This window comes from Streptosporangium sp. NBC_01469, assembly GCF_036227305.1.
Lineage (GTDB): Bacteria > Actinomycetota > Actinomycetes > Streptosporangiales > Streptosporangiaceae > Streptosporangium.
The window spans coordinates 2,859,914-2,875,800 of record NZ_CP109465.1 but is presented as its reverse complement, the minus strand read 5'-3'; the positions used below and the strand labels follow the sequence as shown (position 1 = coordinate 2,875,800).

Below are 15,887 nucleotides of genomic sequence, written 5' to 3'. Positions count from 1 at the left end.
GTCCTAGTAAGACGTAATGACCCTTCGGTCCCCCCTCGCCGTCCGACACGATCGTGTGACCGAGACGGGCGAGATCGCAGCAAACGGCATTCGCGGGGGGAAGCGCATGGACTCAACAGTGGTCGTGGGAGCGGGACCCGCCGGGCTCACCGCGGCCTACGAGCTGGCCCGGCGAGGACACCCGTGCGAGATCTTCGAAGCCGACCGCGTGGTCGGCGGGATCAGCCGGACGGAGGAGCGCGACGGCTGGCGCTTCGACATCGGCGGGCACCGCTTCTTCACGAAGGTGCCGCGGGTGGAGAACTTCTGGAACGAGATCCTCGGCGAGGAGGACTTCCTGCTCCGCCCGAGAATGAGCCGCATCCACTACAAGGGCCGTTTCTACGACTACCCGCTCAGGGCGTCCAACGCCCTGCTCAACCTCGGTGTCCTCGAGTCCCTGCGGTGCGTCGGCTCGTACGCCTGGGCCCGGATCAGGCCGCCCGCCGACCAGTCCACCTTCGAGGGCTGGGTCGCGGCCAGGTTCGGCCGGCGGCTCTACGGGATCTTCTTCAAGACCTACACCGAGAAGGTGTGGGGCGTTCCCGCCGCGAGCATCCAGGCCGACTGGGCCGCGCAGCGGATCAGGAACCTCTCCCTGGGAAAGGCCATCGCCGACGCGCTGAGGCCCGGGAGGAACCAGAAGGAGATCACGAGTCTCATCGAGGAGTTCCGCTACCCCAGGCTGGGGCCGGGCATGATGTGGGAGGCCTGCGCCGACCGGGTCCGTGAGCGGGGTTCCACCGTGCACCTCGGCACCCGGGTCGAGCGCATCCGCCGCCACCACGGCGGCCTGGCCGTCACCGTCCGCCCGGACGGCGAGGGTGTCGTTCACCCGGATGGCGGCTTTCGCCCGAACAGTGACACGGGCGCCGTTCGCCCGGACCGCGGCGGCACCGTTCACCCGGACGGCGGTGTCGTTCGCCCGGACGGTGACACGGGCGCCGTTCGCCCGGAGAGCGGCACCGTTCACCCGGACGGTGACACCGGCGCCGTTCGCCCGGACTCCGGCGGGAGCGCCACCCGCGAGGTGCACTGTGACAACCTCATCTCCTCGATGCCGCTCAACGCCCTGATCCGCGCGTTCGGGCCGGACGTGCCCGACGCCGTCGCGGAGGCCGCCGCGGGGCTGAGGTACCGCGACTTCCTCACCGTCGCGCTGGTCGTCCCCGAGCGGTTCTCCTTCCCCGACAACTGGATCTACATCCACTCCCCCGAGGTCCGGCTCGGCCGGGTGCAGAACTACGGTTCCTGGTCGCCGTACCTGGTGCAGGCCGGACGGACCTGTCTCGGCCTGGAGTACTTCGTCAACGAGGGCGACGACCTGTGGCGCGCCCCGGACGACGACCTCGTCGCGTTCGGCACCCGGGAGCTGGAACACCTGGGCCTGGTGACCCCCGGCTCGGTCCAGCGGGGCTACGTGGTGCGGATGCCGAAGGCCTACCCCGTCTACGACGCCGGTTACGTCGGCAACGTCGAGGTGCTCAGGAAGTATCTCGACGTGGAGTGGCCGGAGATCCACCCGGTCGGCCGCAACGGCATGCACCGGTACAACAACCAGGACCACTCCATGCTCACCGCGATGCTGACCGTGGAGAACATCGTCGACGGAGCCCGGCACGACGTCTGGGAGGTCAACGTCGACGCGGAGTACCACGAGGAGCGCGCGGACCGGAAGAGGGCCGCGAAGGGCACCGGCCGTGACGCTCCCGTCCTGCTCGCCGACACGCCCGCCTCGGCCTGAGGGCCCCGACCTCCTCACGGACACGCCCACCCCGGCCCGAGGACCCCCCGACCGACACCAGCGATCCCATGACGCCTTGCCTGGCCTCCGCCCATCGGGGCGCGGGCCACCGCGGGTCAAGGCTCTCCTCCCCGCCGCCCTGGAGTTGCGCATCATGACAGCACAGCGATACACGGTCCCGGACGTCAGCGTGATCGTCATCACCTACAACGACGCCGCCCGGTTACCCCGGGCCGTGCGCTCCGTTCTCGGCCAGACGCTCAAGAACCTCGAAGTGATCATCGTGGACGACTGTTCCGACGACGACACCCCCGCGGTGGCCAAGGCGCTCACCGAGGAGGACGGCCGGGTCCGCCACATACGGCTGCCCGCCAACAGCGGCGGCTGCGGCGCGCCGCGCAACGCGGGCATGGACGCCTCCCACTCGCCCTTCCTGATGTTCCTCGACAGCGACGACGAGCTGCCCAGGCACGCCTGCAAGAGCCTGCTGCTGGAGGCGGAGGCGACCGGCGCCGACTTCGTCATGGGCACCGTGGAGCGCGTCGACGAGGCGACCGGCGCCGTCACCCTCTGGTACCCCCAGCTGTTCGCGGAACGGCGGGTCGTGAACGGCATCCGCGCCGAGCCCGAGCTCCTCTTCAACTGCCTGGCCACCAACAAGCTGTACCGGCGGACCTTCCTCGACGTCACCGGCATCCGCTTCCCCGAGAACATCCACCACGAGGACATCGTCTGGTCGACGGAGCTGTTCTGCCGCAGCAAACTGTTCGCCGTCGTGCCGTGGCCGGTCTACCGCTGGCTGCTCGCCGCCATGCCCGTCACCAGGTCGATCTCGTCCCGGCGGCACGAGCTGGAGAACGTGCGCCAGCGCGTCACCGCCGCCGTCCTGAGCGACCGCGTGCTGGCGGGCACCCACTCCCTCGACCTCAAGGACGACAAGGACTTCCGCTTCCTCTCCCACGACCTCCGGCTCTACCTGGGCGACCTGCCCCAGCGCGACCCGGCGTGGATCTCCGAGTTCGCCGACATCGTCATCCCGTACGTGGACACGCTCGAACCCGCCGCGATCGAGCGGCTGACCCGGGCGGAGCGGGTGTGCCTCCAGCTCGTCCGCGAGCGGCGCGGCGCGGAGGCGGCGCTCGCGGCCGTCGAGCTGGGAGGCAGGCACTCCGTCCCGCCCCGGGCGGTCACGGCGGACGGCGAGCGGGTGTTCTGGGGGACGACGCTCCCACGGGACGAGCAGGCCCGGAGCGAGCTGGACGTCACCGAGCTGCACCTGGCGGAGCAGCCGCTGTCCGGCGCGCTGCTCCGGCACGAGCTCGTCGACCTGCAGGCGTCGAGGGACCAGGTCCGGTTGCGCCTGCGGACCTACGACCCGGGCCGGGTGCTCGACGGCCGCACGCTGACCGCGTGGCTCCGTATCGGCGGCAGGAAGAGGATGATCACCTCGATCCCCGTCCAGATGGCACCCGTCGTGATCGAACCGTCGGGGGAACGGGAGGAACAGGTCCCGAGGGGGCTCGAAGGACAGTGGGACCCGGAGGAACCGGAGATGAGGAGAATCCCGCGGATGACGGGAGCTCCCCCCGACGGGACGGGAATCCTGGAGGGGACGGTGACGATCTCCCTGCCCGACCTGGAGTGGCCGGACAACGCCGTCAGGCCGCAGGCGGTCATGATCTCGCTCCACGAGGGCGAGCGCCGCAACCTCAGGCCCCTCCTCGCGATCCCGGGGCTGTCGTTCACCTCGGTGGGCACGGTGGGCTCGGGCCGTCTGGTCCTCGAAGCGTCCGCCGACATCCCGTTCCGTCTCATGGCGCGCAGGCTCGGCCCCACGTCCAAACGGCGTTTCCCGAACGTGCCGGAACTCTGGCGGGACCTGCTGTCCGACCTCGCCACCCCCCGCAACCTGGGCCGCTTCTACCGGCTGGTCAGCACGACGGTGCCGGTGAACCGCCGCCTGGTGCTGTTCGAGTCGGCCGAGGGCACCGGCTACACCGGCAACCCGCGCTACGTCCACGAGGAACTGCAGCGGCGCGCGACCGGCCTGCGGGCGGTCTGGTCCCACGCGGACGTCCCCGAACGATTCCCCGAGGACGTCGACCTCGTCCGGCGCGACACCTTCCGCTACGCCTGGACCCTGGCGCGCGCCGGGCACTGGGTGGACAGCCACAACCTCCCGTACTGCTACCGCAAGCGCGGGAGCACCCGCTACCTGCAGACCTGGCACGGTCAGGTGCTCAAGAAGATGGGACTGGACGAGCCCCGGCACCGGGCGCAGCCGTCCCTGGCCAAGAAGTACGCCGAGGCGGTGGCGCGCTGGGACACGCTGCTCACGCCTGGCCCCGACTTCCGCCGCGACTTCGCGGAGGCCAGCGGGTTCGGGGGCGAGCTGCTCCACGCCGGATACCCGCGTACCGACGTGCTGGTACGGCACATGGAGCCGGCGCAGCGCGAGCGGGCGCGGCAGGTCAGGGAGTTCTTCGAGATCCCCGTGGGAAAGCGCGTGATCCTCTACGCGCCCACCTACCGCGACAGCAGGCGCTTCAGCGGCGAATCGATCCGGCTCGACCTGCCCGCCCTGGCCGGCGCGCTGCACCCGAACTGGGTGATCCTCGTCCGCGCCCACCAGTACGACCGCTTCACCGTGCCCGACCCGCTCGGCTACCTCGTCCGGGACGCCTCGGCGTTCCCCGAGGTCAACGACCTGATGCTGGCCTCGGACGTCCTGGTGACGGACTACTCCTCGATCATGTTCGACTACGCCTGCCTCGGCAGGCCGATCCTCTACTACGTCGACGACTACGACCACTACGCCTCCGCCCAGCGAGGGGTCTGCTTCGACCTGGCCGAGGTCGCCCCCGGGCCGCTGCTGCGCGACCCCGGCGAACTGGCCGCGGCGCTGGACCATCTCGCCGAGATCACCGAGAGCTACGGGCGGCGCTACGCGGAGTTCCGCGACCGCTGGTGCGGTCTCGACGACGGGCAGGCGAGCGGCAGGGTCGTGGACGCGTTCTTCCCGGAGGTCATGAGATGAGATCGCGCGACGTCCTCTTCCTCAGCACCGACGGCGACTCGATGGGCGGGTCCCAGCGGGTCATCCACACCCTGGCCCAGGGCCTCGGCTCGCGCGGGCACCGGGTGACCCTGATCAGCATCAACCCCTCCCGGCAGCCGCAGACCTACATCGCCGACCCCGTCTACCGGCACACCACGCTGTACGACACGCCCGCCCCCGAACCCACCGCCCGTTCACTCCCGTGGCGCAGGGCCAGGCAGAGAAGGACCCCGGAGGAGGTCACCGCCGCCAGGCGGAAACTGCTGCGGCTGACGGACCGGATCGACGACGGCTACATGGTCATCGCCTCGCCCTGGGCCGCCCACTGGATCGCTGACCTGCCCATGCCGCACATCGCCAAGGTCGGCCAGTACCACCAGTCGTACGCCGAGGCGGTGGACTCCCCGAACCTCAGGCTGATCAAGAAGCACTACGCGCACCTCGACAAGGCGCTGTTCCTCTGCGACGACTACGCCGCTTCCTTCACCGCGCATCGGCTCGCCAACTGCGGGACCATGCTGAACCCGGTCAGTGTCTTCCCCGAGGAGGCGGCCCCGCTGCGCAACCCGCGGATCGTCTCGGCGGGACGGCTGGTCAGGGTGAAGCGGATCGACCTGCTGATCGACGCCTTCGCCGCCGCGGCCCCGGCCGTCGCCGAGCCGTGGGAGCTGCACATCATCGGCGACGGGCCGCTCCGGGCGGTTCTGGAGGCGCAGGCCGCGAAGACCGGGCTCGGCGACCGGATCGTCTTCCGCGGGCAGGTCGGGAACGTCGAGGCCGAGTACCTGGACGCCTCCATCGTCACCCTGAGCAGCGACTTCGAGGGGTGGGGGCTGGTCCTCGCCGAGGGCGCGGCCTGCGGGCTGCCCGCCGTGGCCTGCGACGCCTCGGCGGGGGTGCGGACCCTGGTCGAGGACGGGGACAACGGCATGCTGGCCGAGCCGGGCAACACCGGGAGCTTCGCCGCCGCCCTGGAGCGCCTCATGTCCGACGCCGAGCTGCGCCGGAGGATGGGGGCCAGGGGCAGGGAACGGATGAGGAAGTACCGACTGCCCCGCGTCCTGGAACGGTGGGAGGCGCTGTTCGACGAGCTCGACCGCTGACGGACCGGCGAGAACGACGGGCCTGATCTTCTCGACGTGACCGCGACCGACACCAGCACGAGTCACGAGGGCGACGGGAGGCGACGGGGGCTTCGTCAACGTCGCTTCGGCGGTCTGCGGTAGGTGGCGACCTTGTCGCCCGGTCCGGGGTACGCCATGATCAGCAGCCGCTGGGTGCCGTACTCCTCACCCTTCCAGGGAAACCAGGCGAAGTGCACGCGGATGCGGTAGTGCCCCTTGCGGCCGTCGAGCGACAGGTCCGGCAGTTCGGTGCCACTCAGGCCGTCCCTGAAGATCATCTCGCCGCTCTGGTTGGCGTAGCCGACCTCGACGACGTTGTCCCAGCCCTTGGTCTCGACCGGCGGGCGGCGCGTGTAGGTCTCCAGCGTGACGCAGACGTGAGAGTCGGAACTCGTGCTCACCGTCACGTTGCCGGGCCCGGCACCGACCGGGCCGGCGGTCGTGCTCTCGCCCTCGCTCTCACCAGAGAGCTCGTCGTACAGCTCCAGTCCCGCCTCGGGCCACTCCGGCTCCTTGAGGCGGATCGCCCTGGCGGGCGTGATGAGAGGGCGATGACGCGGGGTGGCGTCACATTTGCGCCGCTCCTCGGCCATGGACTCCTCAAACTCGCGGTTGTCGGCGGCCACCACCGCCGCGACCTCCGCCTTCGCGGCCGGGCAGATCTCGGCGAGCACCCCGCTCAAATCACGGACGTCCACCCCGTTCACCTCCCGCAGGCGGGCCAGCTCGCGCGGATCGTCGCGGGTGTAGGCGGCGCACAGCTGACGGCCGCGGTCGAGCAGCACCTGGTCGGGCGCGGTGGCGGCGAACGCGAGCGTCTGCTGCCCGCGTACGGAGCAGATGAAGGCGCGCGGGCCGGTCGGTGGCGTGGGTTCCACGGGCTCGCCGTCCGTCTCCCAAGGCTCGGGAGGTGAGCAGTCCTCGGCCGTGGTGAACGGACCGCGCGCGTGGTCGGCCGCCGGCAGGAAGCACAGGGCCACGGAGGCGGTCAGCGTCGCCGCGAGCACGTGGTGGCGCGGGCGGGCGGGGTGCGGTACAGGAGGAACAGGACGAGGGCGGAGGTGACGAGCGCGGCGCTGTACCACAGCGGGGTGAGCCCGAAGAGGATCTCGCCCTTCTCGTCCGGGGCGAACAGCCCGGCCGGGTACAGGGCCAGCCGCTGCTCGGCCATCTCGGGGATGGATCGCCAGTCCGTCTCGGACGTCGCAGTGAGGGCGGTGATCACGCCCGCCGCCGCGGCGAGGGTCAGGGCCAGCATCGTGACACGCAGCAGCCGCCTGCTTCTACGGATGACCGCGACCAGGATCAGTACGGCCGGGGCGCCGACCCCGACGAGCAGGTCCAGGGCGACCCAGAGCACCGTCGCCGGGTAGCTCACGTGCCCGTGGAAGAGGTCGTCGACCGCGCCCCGGGGGCCGATCCACGCGGGCATGCCGTCCGCGAGGTTGACGGCCGCGGGGATCAGCGGGAGCACCACGGCCACGGCGGCGAGGGGCCACGCCCGCGCCCGCGCGGGCGCGAGCGAGACCGGAGGCGCCGGAGACGGTACGGATGCCGGGACGCCCAGCTCATGGGCGGAGCGGGCCTGCCACACCATCCCGAAGACGCTCAGGATGCCCATGACCATGAGGAACACCATGTCGTAGTCGACGCCCCAACCGCCGAACGAGATGATCGAACCACCTCCCGACGACAGCAGTGACAGCGCCGCCGAGGCCCAGCCCATCCGCACGGTGCCCCGGCTCCAGCGCGCGTCCCTGGCCTGTCCGGCCAGGACCGGCACCAGCCACAGCAGGTAGACGGCGTTGCCGAGCTGGTACGGAGAGACGAACTGCAGGATGGAGTACTGGCCGAGGCCGTAGGCGACGGTGGAGGCCATGCTCATCGCGGCGTTCGCCAGCCCGGCCACGAGCCCGAGCAGTCGCAGCCATCGGGGCAGGGTCCCGGCGAGGACCACGAAGAACAGCACGACGACGGCGACCTGGACCAGCCCCAGGAGCAGGCCGAACCACCACTGGTAGGGGATCGGAAGCCGGTACAGCAGCGGGCAGGCGACGCTGAGGTACAGGGCTACCCGCAGCAGCCGGACCGGCCTCTCGTTGACCGCCGCCGCGCCGGCCGGTCGCCCGCGCAGCATCTGCCAGTAGGCCCACCCCTGCAGGACCCCGCCCGCGACCAGGAGGAGCTCCACCCACCAGGTGTAGGGCACGAAGTCCGAATCCCACCCCCCGGTGACGATCGTGCGCAGCAGGGTGGGGTCACCGGTGGCCAGCGCGCGGACGCCGGACACGATGACCACGGCCACATAAACGGCGGCGAACAGCGTGGCGATTCTGCCGAAACGGTAACGGCGCACGGGCACACCCTCGGGCACTGGCGGGCAGGATCCGAACAAAGGCGCCCAACCCTAGCGAGCCACCCTGAAACGATCAAGTGACCGAGGCCCGTTCCCTGCCGAGCGGCTCCGGGACCCCGCTCATCGACGGGGCGGCAGGGCTCCCGCCTCCCGCAGGAGCAGCGGAACGAACAGGACACCGACGAAGATCGGCGACACCATGAACCGGAAGTCCGGCGCGGTGTTGGTGAGGATCACCCCGATCTGCTGCCCCGCGACCACGGCCGCCCCCGCGAGCGCCGCCCGGCTCCCCGTCCGCCACCACACGAGCGCGGCCGTGGCGTAGGTGAGGTAACACCAGAAGGGCGCCCGCCAGAGCAGCCATTCGAGCTGCCTGACCGTGCTCGCGTCCAGCGCGAACAGCCCGGCGGCCAGCAGCCCGGCGAAGATCGGCCGCTGCCGCATCGCCGAGGCCGCCGGGGTGCCCTCCCAGCCGTCGGGGAGCCGGGGATCCCCCAGGGAGAAGCGGTAGAGCTCACCGCCGGGTTCGCCCGAGGTCGAACCGACCTGCCAGGCGAGCGCGGCGCGGCAGATCCGGGTGCTCAGGATCATGCCGGGCGCGCGGGCCAGCAGCCCCCGCCAGAGCTCCAGGACGTCAGAGATCCGCTGCTCGGCCCGCGCGTGGCCGAACCCGGGATCGAAGAAGACGCGCGCCATGGTCTGGCAGGTCGCCCCCCGCCGCCAGGCGTCGAGCGGGGCGATCCCCGCCAGGAGCGCCCGCTGCTCGCGGTCGAAGAGCCGGGGCCTCTCCCCGTACGCCACGGCGAGATCGCCGAACACCGTCTGGTAGGCGAACGAGCGGGACGGCGACGCGATGCCCATCGCCGGGTAGCCGGCGCCCAGCAGGAGCAGGGGCGCCGCCACCGCTCCGGCCGCCAGCGCCGCGACCCATCGACGGGCCCCCGGGTGGCCGGACAGGAGGACGACCAGCAGTGCGGCGGCGATCGACGCCACGAGGAAGCCGTTGTTGCGGAAGAGCCCCAGCCCGAGCAGTTCGGCCCCGAGGGCGGCGAAGCGCGGGTCCCACCCCCACCCGCCACCTCGCGGATCCCAGCCCCACCCGCCACCCCCACGCCCGGCAGCACGCCCGGCCCCGCCACGCTTTCGGGACGCGTCCCGCACAACGGACCCGGTCACGCCTTCCACTCGATCCCCGTCCCACGCGGCCGACCCGGCCACGCCACGCCCCCGGGAGCGGGCACCGGACCTCGCACCGGGCCGGGTCGCGAGCCGCACGGCGGTGCCCGCGGCCAGTACCGCGCACACGGTGAACGGCACGTCCTTCCACATCGACACCGTGAAGGCGCCAAGTGGTGGCGACAGCGCCGCGAGCCCCACCGCCACGAGCAGCGGGCGTCCGCGTACCCCCAGCCGCCGGATCGCGCCCGCGAGGTGGGTCAGCGCGGCGGCCATCGCCGCCGTCTGCAGGAAGGTGACCGGGGACAGGTCACCGGTCACCCTCAGGGAGAGCCCGAGCAGGGCGTCGTAGGCGACCGACTGCCCGGCCACCCACGGGCCCGTCGTGACGTGCGCGACGTAGGTGACGGAGTCGGGACTCATCAGTCCGGGATGGAAGGCGAGCCACCAGCCGAGCAGCGCGAGCTGGGCGGTCGCGTAGCAGGCGAGCGTGAACCGCCGGTCGCGGGCCGCCGCCCTACGGATCACCCTCCGCCCCTTCTCAACCGGTTTCGGGCTCACCGTACTGATCGTCATGGTTTTCCCAGCGTGCTCCGACAGGGGGCCGATGCCATCATCCGACATGCCCGGGGCGCTCCCGGCCCGTTATACACACCCATGACCTGGGAAAACGTCAAGTTTGCGCTGGGCGAGGCACCGCGGCCCGGTCACGGGAGAGCCTGCCTTTCACAGGGCATTGTGACGCTTCAGCCCCAGGAGGCATCAGACACCTCGATAGGATGCCCATTCGACCGACGTCGATTTGACCCGGAGCTCCCCTCATGAAGTCTCCTGTCCGAATGCTGCTGGCCACATCCTGTGCGCTGGCCATGATTTCCATCCCGACCACCGCGTGGAGCGCGGACCAGCCCAAAACGACGGCCACGACGGCGGGCAAGGCCAAGCCCACCCCCAAGGCCACGCCCACCCCCACCCCGAAGCCCGTACCCGTGGACTGCGCGAAGGTGAAGTGCATCGCGCTGACCTTCGACGACGGCCCCGGTAAGTACGCGGACAAGCTGCTCGACACCTTCAAGAAGTACAAGTCCAAGGCGACGTTCTTCCTTGAGGGCCAGTACGTGAAGTCCCGCCCCGCGTTCGCCAAGCGGATGGTCACCGAAGGCCATGAGATCGGTAACCACAGCTACAGCCACCCGCACCTGCGGGAGCTGTCGGAAGACAAGATCCGCGAGGAGCTGACCAAGACCCAGGACATCGTCAAGAAGTCCACCGGGAAGTACCCGACGACGATTCGCCCGCCCTACGGCGAGTTCGACGAGCGGGTCGCGGCGATCGCCACCCAGATGGGCATGCCGATCGTCCTGTGGAACGGCGGTTCACGGGACTGGGCGACCAAGAACGAGAAGGCCATCTACGACGAGGTGCTCAAGAACGCCAAGCGTGACGGGGTCATCCTCATGCACGACTGGGTGGAACAGACCGTCACGGTGATGCCGAAGCTGCTGACCGCGCTGCAGAAGCAGGGCTACCACGTGGTGGCGGTCTCGTCGCTGCGCGGCGCCAAGGACACCAAGGCCGGGGACGTCTACCCCGTCGGCTCCGAGAAGGACGAGGACCTGTCCTCCGAGTCGCCCACCGGCGACCCGGACGACTTCGCCCAGTCGCCCCCCGACGGTCTCTGACGGTCTCTGGACCGCCGCCTCACCGTGAGGAGGCGACCTCGCTGGAAGACGGCCTCCGGGCCAGCCGCCTGCCCAGCCGCTGCATGGGAAGCTCCACGTAGCGGTGGGTGAGCAGGCTCAGGCCGAGCACCACCAGCACGAACGCTGCCGACAGCGACAGCTGCACCACCTGCCCCGCGTCCCTTACGTCACCGACAACGGCGTGCATGAGCCGCAGCAGCGGGTGGTGCAGCAGGTAGATCGAGTAACTGACCAGGCCCAGCCAGACGAGGAACCGGGGCAGCCGGCGCTCGCGCAAGGCCATCGCGCCCGCGAACGTCACCCCGGCCAGCGCCATGGTCGCGAACCACGGCCCCGGCCGCACCCACCACCAGCCCGCCTGCCCGGACCAGACCGGGGCCAGCGCCACGAGCACGGTCGCCGCCGCCACGGGCCAGAGCCCGCCCGTGCCCTGCTCCCAGCGGCGGATCGCGGTCCCGGCGAACATCACCGCGAGGATCGCCGCCCCCAGCCACGGCACGAACCCCGAGAAGATCAGGAGCACCAGCGCCATCGTGCCGAGGACGTACGCGGCGGCCTTCTGGAACCGGCCGCTGATCAGGCACGCCAGGCCCGCGAAGAACAGCACGCCGGACACGTACGCGGGCCAGGGCCCCTTCAGCGGCGGCCCCGTCAGCAGCAGCCCCGCCACGACCGCGACGGCGCCGAAGCCCACCGCGAAGGTCCCGCTCGCGCGGTGCACACCGCCGACGAACAGCGCGGTGACGACGAGGTAGAAGACCATCTCGTAGGAGAGCGTCCACATGGTGTCGGCCAGGCCGCCCAGGTGCACCACGTCCAGCAGCATCGTGGCGTGCGCGGACACCGACGACAGGTCCCTGGGCACCTGCTCGCGGACGGGCATCCAGATCGCCATGACCAGGACGGCCGCCGCGACCAGCAGGTAGATCGGGTAGAGCCGGAACACCCTGCTGATCCAGAACGCCCTGACGTCGCCGCGCCTCTCCAGCGAGGCCGGGATGATATAGCCGCTGACCAGGAAGAACACCAGGACGCCGTACATCCCGAGGTTGAACCAGTACGGTCTCAGCGCGGGCATGAACCAGGGCAGCAGGTGCTCCAGCAACACGGCGACCGCGCCGATGCCGCGCAACGCGTCGAGCCACGCCAGGCGGGCGACGGGGGTCTTGGGGGAGTCTGCGCCGATGGGGGTGGTGGAGGACACCCGCCCCAACTTACCTCCCGGCACCTCGCGAAACGCCGCCAACCGCCGGGGAGGTCCGCTCCCCGGCCTCCAGGGCGCCTACTCCCACTCGATGGTGCCCGGGGGCTTGCTGGTCACGTCGAGCACCACCCTGTTGACCTCGCGGACCTCGTTGGTGATGCGGGTGGAGATGCGGGCGAGCACGTCGTACGGGACGCGCGACCAGTCGGCGGTCATGGCGTCCTCGCTGGAGACCGGGCGCAGGACGACCGGGTGACCGTAGGTGCGGCCGTCGCCCTGGACGCCCACCGAGCGGACGTCGGCGAGCAGGACGACCGGGCACTGCCAGATCTCCCGGTCGAGACCGGCGCGGGAGAGCTCCTCGCGGGCGATGGCGTCGGCCTCGCGGAGGATCTCCAGGCGCTCGCGGCTGACCGCTCCGACGATGCGGATGCCCAGGCCGGGTCCGGGGAACGGCTGGCGCCAGACCATGGCTGCGGGCAGGCCCAGCTCCTCCCCGGCCCGGCGCACCTCGTCCTTGAACAACGCGCGGAGCGGCTCCACCAGCGAGAACTGGAGATCGTCGGGGAGTCCGCCGACGTTGTGGTGGGACTTGATGTTGGCGGTGCCGGTGCCGCCGCCGGACTCGACCACGTCCGGGTAGAGGGTGCCCTGGACGAGGAAGTCGACGGGGCCGTCGGCGATGATGGCGCGCTGCTCGTCCTCGAAGACCCTGATGAACTCGCGGCCGATGATCTTGCGCTTCTCCTCGGGGTCAGTGACCCCGTCGAGCGCCTTCAGGAAGCGCTCCTGGGCGTCGACCACGCGGAGTTTGACGCCGGTGACGGCCACGAAGTCGCGCTCGACCTGCTCGGCCTCGCCCTTGCGCAGCAGCCCGTGATCAACGAAGACGCAGGTCAGCCGGTCACCGATGGCCCGCTGGACCATGGCGGCGGCCACCGCGGAGTCGACACCGCCGGAGAGGCCGCAGATGGCGCGGCCCTCGGGGCCGATCTGGGCGCGGATCACCTCGACCGCGTCCTCGACGATGTTGAGCATCGTCCAGGAGGGACGGCAGCCCGCGGCGTCGAGGAAGTGCCTCAGCACGGCCTGGCCGTGCTCGGAGTGCAGGACCTCGGGGTGGAACTGGACGCCGTACAGGCCCAGCTCGGGGTGTTCGAAGGCGGCGACGGGCGTCTGAGCGGTCGCGGCGGTGACGGTGAAGCCCTCGGGGGCGGCGGAGACGCTGTCACCGTGGGACATCCAGACCGACTGGGTGGCGGGCAGCCCCGCGAAGAGCACGCCCTGCCGCCCGACGTCGAGGTGGGTGCCGCCGTACTCGGCGGTGCCGGTCCTGGCCACCTCCCCGCCGAGCTCCTGGGCCATGACCTGGAAGCCGTAGCAGATGCCGAAGGTCGGCACGCCGGTCTGGAACAGGCCCGCGGGGGCCGCGGGGGCGCCCTCGGCGTACACCGACGAGGGACCGCCGGACAGGATGATCGCCTTGGGCTTCTTGGCCATCATCTCCTCGACCGGCATCGTCGAGGGGACGATCTCGGAGTAGACGTGGCATTCACGCACCCTTCGCGCGATCAGCTGCGCGTACTGCGCGCCGAAGTCGACGACCAGGACCGTGTCGAACTCAGACACCAAGACCCCCAAAAGGAACAGAGCGGTGGGCCCAGTCTATCGGCGCCCGTCAGCGCGCCTGCTCGTAGCCCGGAAACGAGGGCAGCGCCCCCGAGATCAGGGCCTCGGTCTGCTCGCGCAGGGCCTCCGCGTGGCCGGGGTGGGTGAGGACCAGGAAACGCTCCTCGCGGATGGCGGCCACCGCCGCGAGCGCCACCGCCGCCGGGTCGACGCCCCCCTCCACCAGGCCGTCGATGATCGCGGCGGAGACCTCCTCGTCCTCGGTGCGCTCGGCGCCCACGAGGTTCTCCGGCCGGTGGCGGCCGGAGTGGCTGAGGCCGGTACGCACCCCGCCGGGGCACAGCGCGGTCACGCGAAGCCTGGAACCGGCCGTCGCGAGGTCCTGGGCGAGGGACTGCGAGGCGGCGAACGCGGCGTACTTCGAGACCGAGTAGGGGCCGAAGTAGGGGATGGCGAACAGCCCCGCGGCGGAGACGGTGTTGAGGATGTGGCCCTCGGTGTCCTGGTCGATCATGCGGGGCACGAAGGCCCGGACACCGTGGAGCATGCCCCACAGGTTCGCCCCGAGCGACCAGGCGAAGTCCTCCGGCTCCCGCGTCCACATCCGGCCGCCCTGGAAGACCCCCGCGTTGTTGCACAGCACGTGGACCGCGCCCAGCTCGCCGAACGTGCGGTCGGCCAGGTGCTCCACGGCCACCGGGTCGGAGACATCGGTGATCTCGGTGAGGACCTTGCCCCCGAGGCCCCCGAGGCCCCCGCCCTCCGCCGCGCCTCTCCCCGCCACGCTCGTCTCCACCATCGAGGCGGTCTCCGCGAGACCTCCCGGGTCGACGTCGGCGAGCATGAGGGACATCCCCTCCGCGGCCAGGCCCAGCGCGAGCGCCCTCCCGATCCCGCCGCCCGCCCCCGTGACGACCGCGACCCTGCCTGACAGTTCACGCACAGTGCTTCCTCCAGCCTGATGGTTCACGCATCGTGTTACCTCCGGACCGGTGGTTCACACCTCGGGCCGCCTCCGGTTTGTGCCGTACCTAGCGACCGATTGGGGACAAAGCTAACGTAAGCCCATCACGAGTCGAGGAGGTAACCGATGGCCGGCACCGGAGTCGTCGTCACCGGCGGGGCGTCGGGGATCGGGCGGGCCTGCGCGCTGGCGCTCGCCGAGGCGGGGCGCCCGGTCGCGATCTGGGACCTGGACGAGGCGGGCGCCAAGGAGACCGCGTCGTTCGCCGCCATGAACGGCGTCGCCGCGATCGCCGTCCCCGTCGACGTCACCGACTCCCCGGCCTTTCCCGCCGCGATCGCCGCCAGCCGTGACGTCCTCACCTCGATCGGCGGCCTCGTGCACGCGGCCGGGATCGCGGCCCCCATGGCCATCGGCGACCTGACCGAGGCGTCGTGGGACGCGGTGCTCAACGTCAACCTGCGCGCCCACGCCATGCTGGTCAAGGCCCTGCTGGAGGACCTGCGCCGCCAGGAGGGCTCCGCGATCGTCGGCATCTCCTCGATCGAGGGCCTGGTCGGGCAGGCCTTCATCCCCGCCTACTGCTCGTCCAAGGCGGGCATGCTCGGCCTGACCCGCTCCATGGCCCACGAGCTGGCGCCGATCCGGGTCAACGCCGTCTGCCCCGGCTACGTCGACACCCCGATGCTCACCGCCGCCACGGGCGGCGACCCGCGCTATCTGGAGTCCTTCACCCAGAGGTCGCTCTTTCACCGCCTCGGCCGCCCCGCCGAGGTCGCGGCGGCCGTACGGTTCCTGCTGAGCGACGAGGCGTCCTTCATCACCGGCACCCACCTGGTCGTCGACGGCGGCGCCACGGCCGTCGACCGCTGACCTCGCCTCCGCCGCCC

The 15,887-nt window shown here is 71.1% G+C and carries 11 protein-coding genes; 5 read left to right on the top strand and 6 right to left on the bottom strand.

Annotated features, from left to right (window positions below; all coding sequences use genetic code 11):
* Positions 1 to 106 precede the first annotated feature (106 nt).
* From OG587_RS13165 to OG587_RS13155, 3 genes are all read left to right on the top strand, one after another.
* Positions 107 to 1,783 carry an NAD(P)/FAD-dependent oxidoreductase gene (locus OG587_RS13165; protein ID WP_329090110.1) on the top strand — a complete coding sequence of 559 codons (1,677 nt, stop codon included), beginning with the start codon at positions 107 to 109 and terminating at the stop codon, positions 1,781 to 1,783.
* A gap of 154 nt (positions 1,784 to 1,937) precedes the next feature.
* On the top strand, positions 1,938 to 4,820 hold the full coding sequence (locus tag OG587_RS13160; protein ID WP_329090108.1) for a CDP-glycerol:glycerophosphate glycerophosphotransferase: 2,883 nt from the start codon (positions 1,938 to 1,940) through the stop codon (positions 4,818 to 4,820).
* Positions 4,817 to 5,944 carry a glycosyltransferase gene (locus OG587_RS13155; protein WP_329090107.1) on the top strand — a complete coding sequence of 376 codons (1,128 nt, stop codon included), beginning with the start codon at positions 4,817 to 4,819 and terminating at the stop codon, positions 5,942 to 5,944. Before OG587_RS13160 ends, OG587_RS13155 begins: the two co-directional genes overlap by 4 nt.
* A gap of 95 nt (positions 5,945 to 6,039) precedes the next feature.
* Here OG587_RS13155 and OG587_RS13150 read toward each other — a convergent pair whose 3' ends face one another.
* From OG587_RS13150 to OG587_RS13140, 3 genes are all read right to left on the bottom strand, one after another.
* Positions 6,040 to 6,972 (bottom strand): hypothetical protein, encoded by a 933-nt coding sequence (locus tag OG587_RS13150; RefSeq protein WP_329090106.1) that lies wholly within the window; start codon positions 6,970 to 6,972, stop codon positions 6,040 to 6,042.
* Complete coding sequence (locus tag OG587_RS13145) at positions 6,954 to 8,321, bottom strand: hypothetical protein (protein WP_329090104.1); 1,368 nt, start codon at positions 8,319 to 8,321, stop codon at positions 6,954 to 6,956. Before OG587_RS13145 ends, OG587_RS13150 begins: the two co-directional genes overlap by 19 nt.
* 120 nt (positions 8,322 to 8,441) lie before the next feature.
* Positions 8,442 to 10,025: a hypothetical protein gene (locus tag OG587_RS13140; protein WP_329090102.1), complete on the bottom strand. Its 1,584-nt coding sequence runs from the start codon at positions 10,023 to 10,025 to the stop codon at positions 8,442 to 8,444.
* Between the two features lie 293 nt (positions 10,026 to 10,318).
* Here OG587_RS13140 and OG587_RS13135 point away from each other — a divergent pair, with 293 nt between their 5' ends.
* A complete protein-coding gene (locus tag OG587_RS13135; protein WP_329090100.1) occupies positions 10,319 to 11,179 on the top strand; it encodes a polysaccharide deacetylase family protein in 861 nt (286 codons plus the stop codon).
* Between the two features lie 19 nt (positions 11,180 to 11,198).
* On the opposite strand, the gene OG587_RS13130 is transcribed toward OG587_RS13135, so the two are convergent.
* The 3 genes from OG587_RS13130 to OG587_RS13120 form a co-directional block, all read right to left on the bottom strand.
* Entirely contained in the window at positions 11,199 to 12,404 is a 1,206-nt protein-coding gene (locus OG587_RS13130) for an acyltransferase family protein (RefSeq protein ID WP_329090098.1), read from the bottom strand.
* A 78-nt stretch (positions 12,405 to 12,482) separates the two neighbouring features.
* A complete protein-coding gene (gene guaA / locus OG587_RS13125; protein ID WP_443075615.1) occupies positions 12,483 to 14,054 on the bottom strand; it encodes a glutamine-hydrolyzing GMP synthase in 1,572 nt (523 codons plus the stop codon).
* A gap of 28 nt (positions 14,055 to 14,082) precedes the next feature.
* Positions 14,083 to 14,976 (bottom strand): SDR family NAD(P)-dependent oxidoreductase, encoded by an 894-nt coding sequence (locus tag OG587_RS13120; RefSeq protein WP_329090095.1) that lies wholly within the window; start codon positions 14,974 to 14,976, stop codon positions 14,083 to 14,085.
* A 147-nt stretch (positions 14,977 to 15,123) separates the two neighbouring features.
* Between OG587_RS13120 and OG587_RS13115 the strand changes: the two genes are divergently transcribed.
* Positions 15,124 to 15,870, top strand: coding sequence for an SDR family NAD(P)-dependent oxidoreductase (locus OG587_RS13115; RefSeq protein ID WP_329090094.1), 747 nt, complete (start codon positions 15,124 to 15,126; stop codon positions 15,868 to 15,870).
* The last annotated feature ends 17 nt before the right edge of the window (positions 15,871 to 15,887 follow it).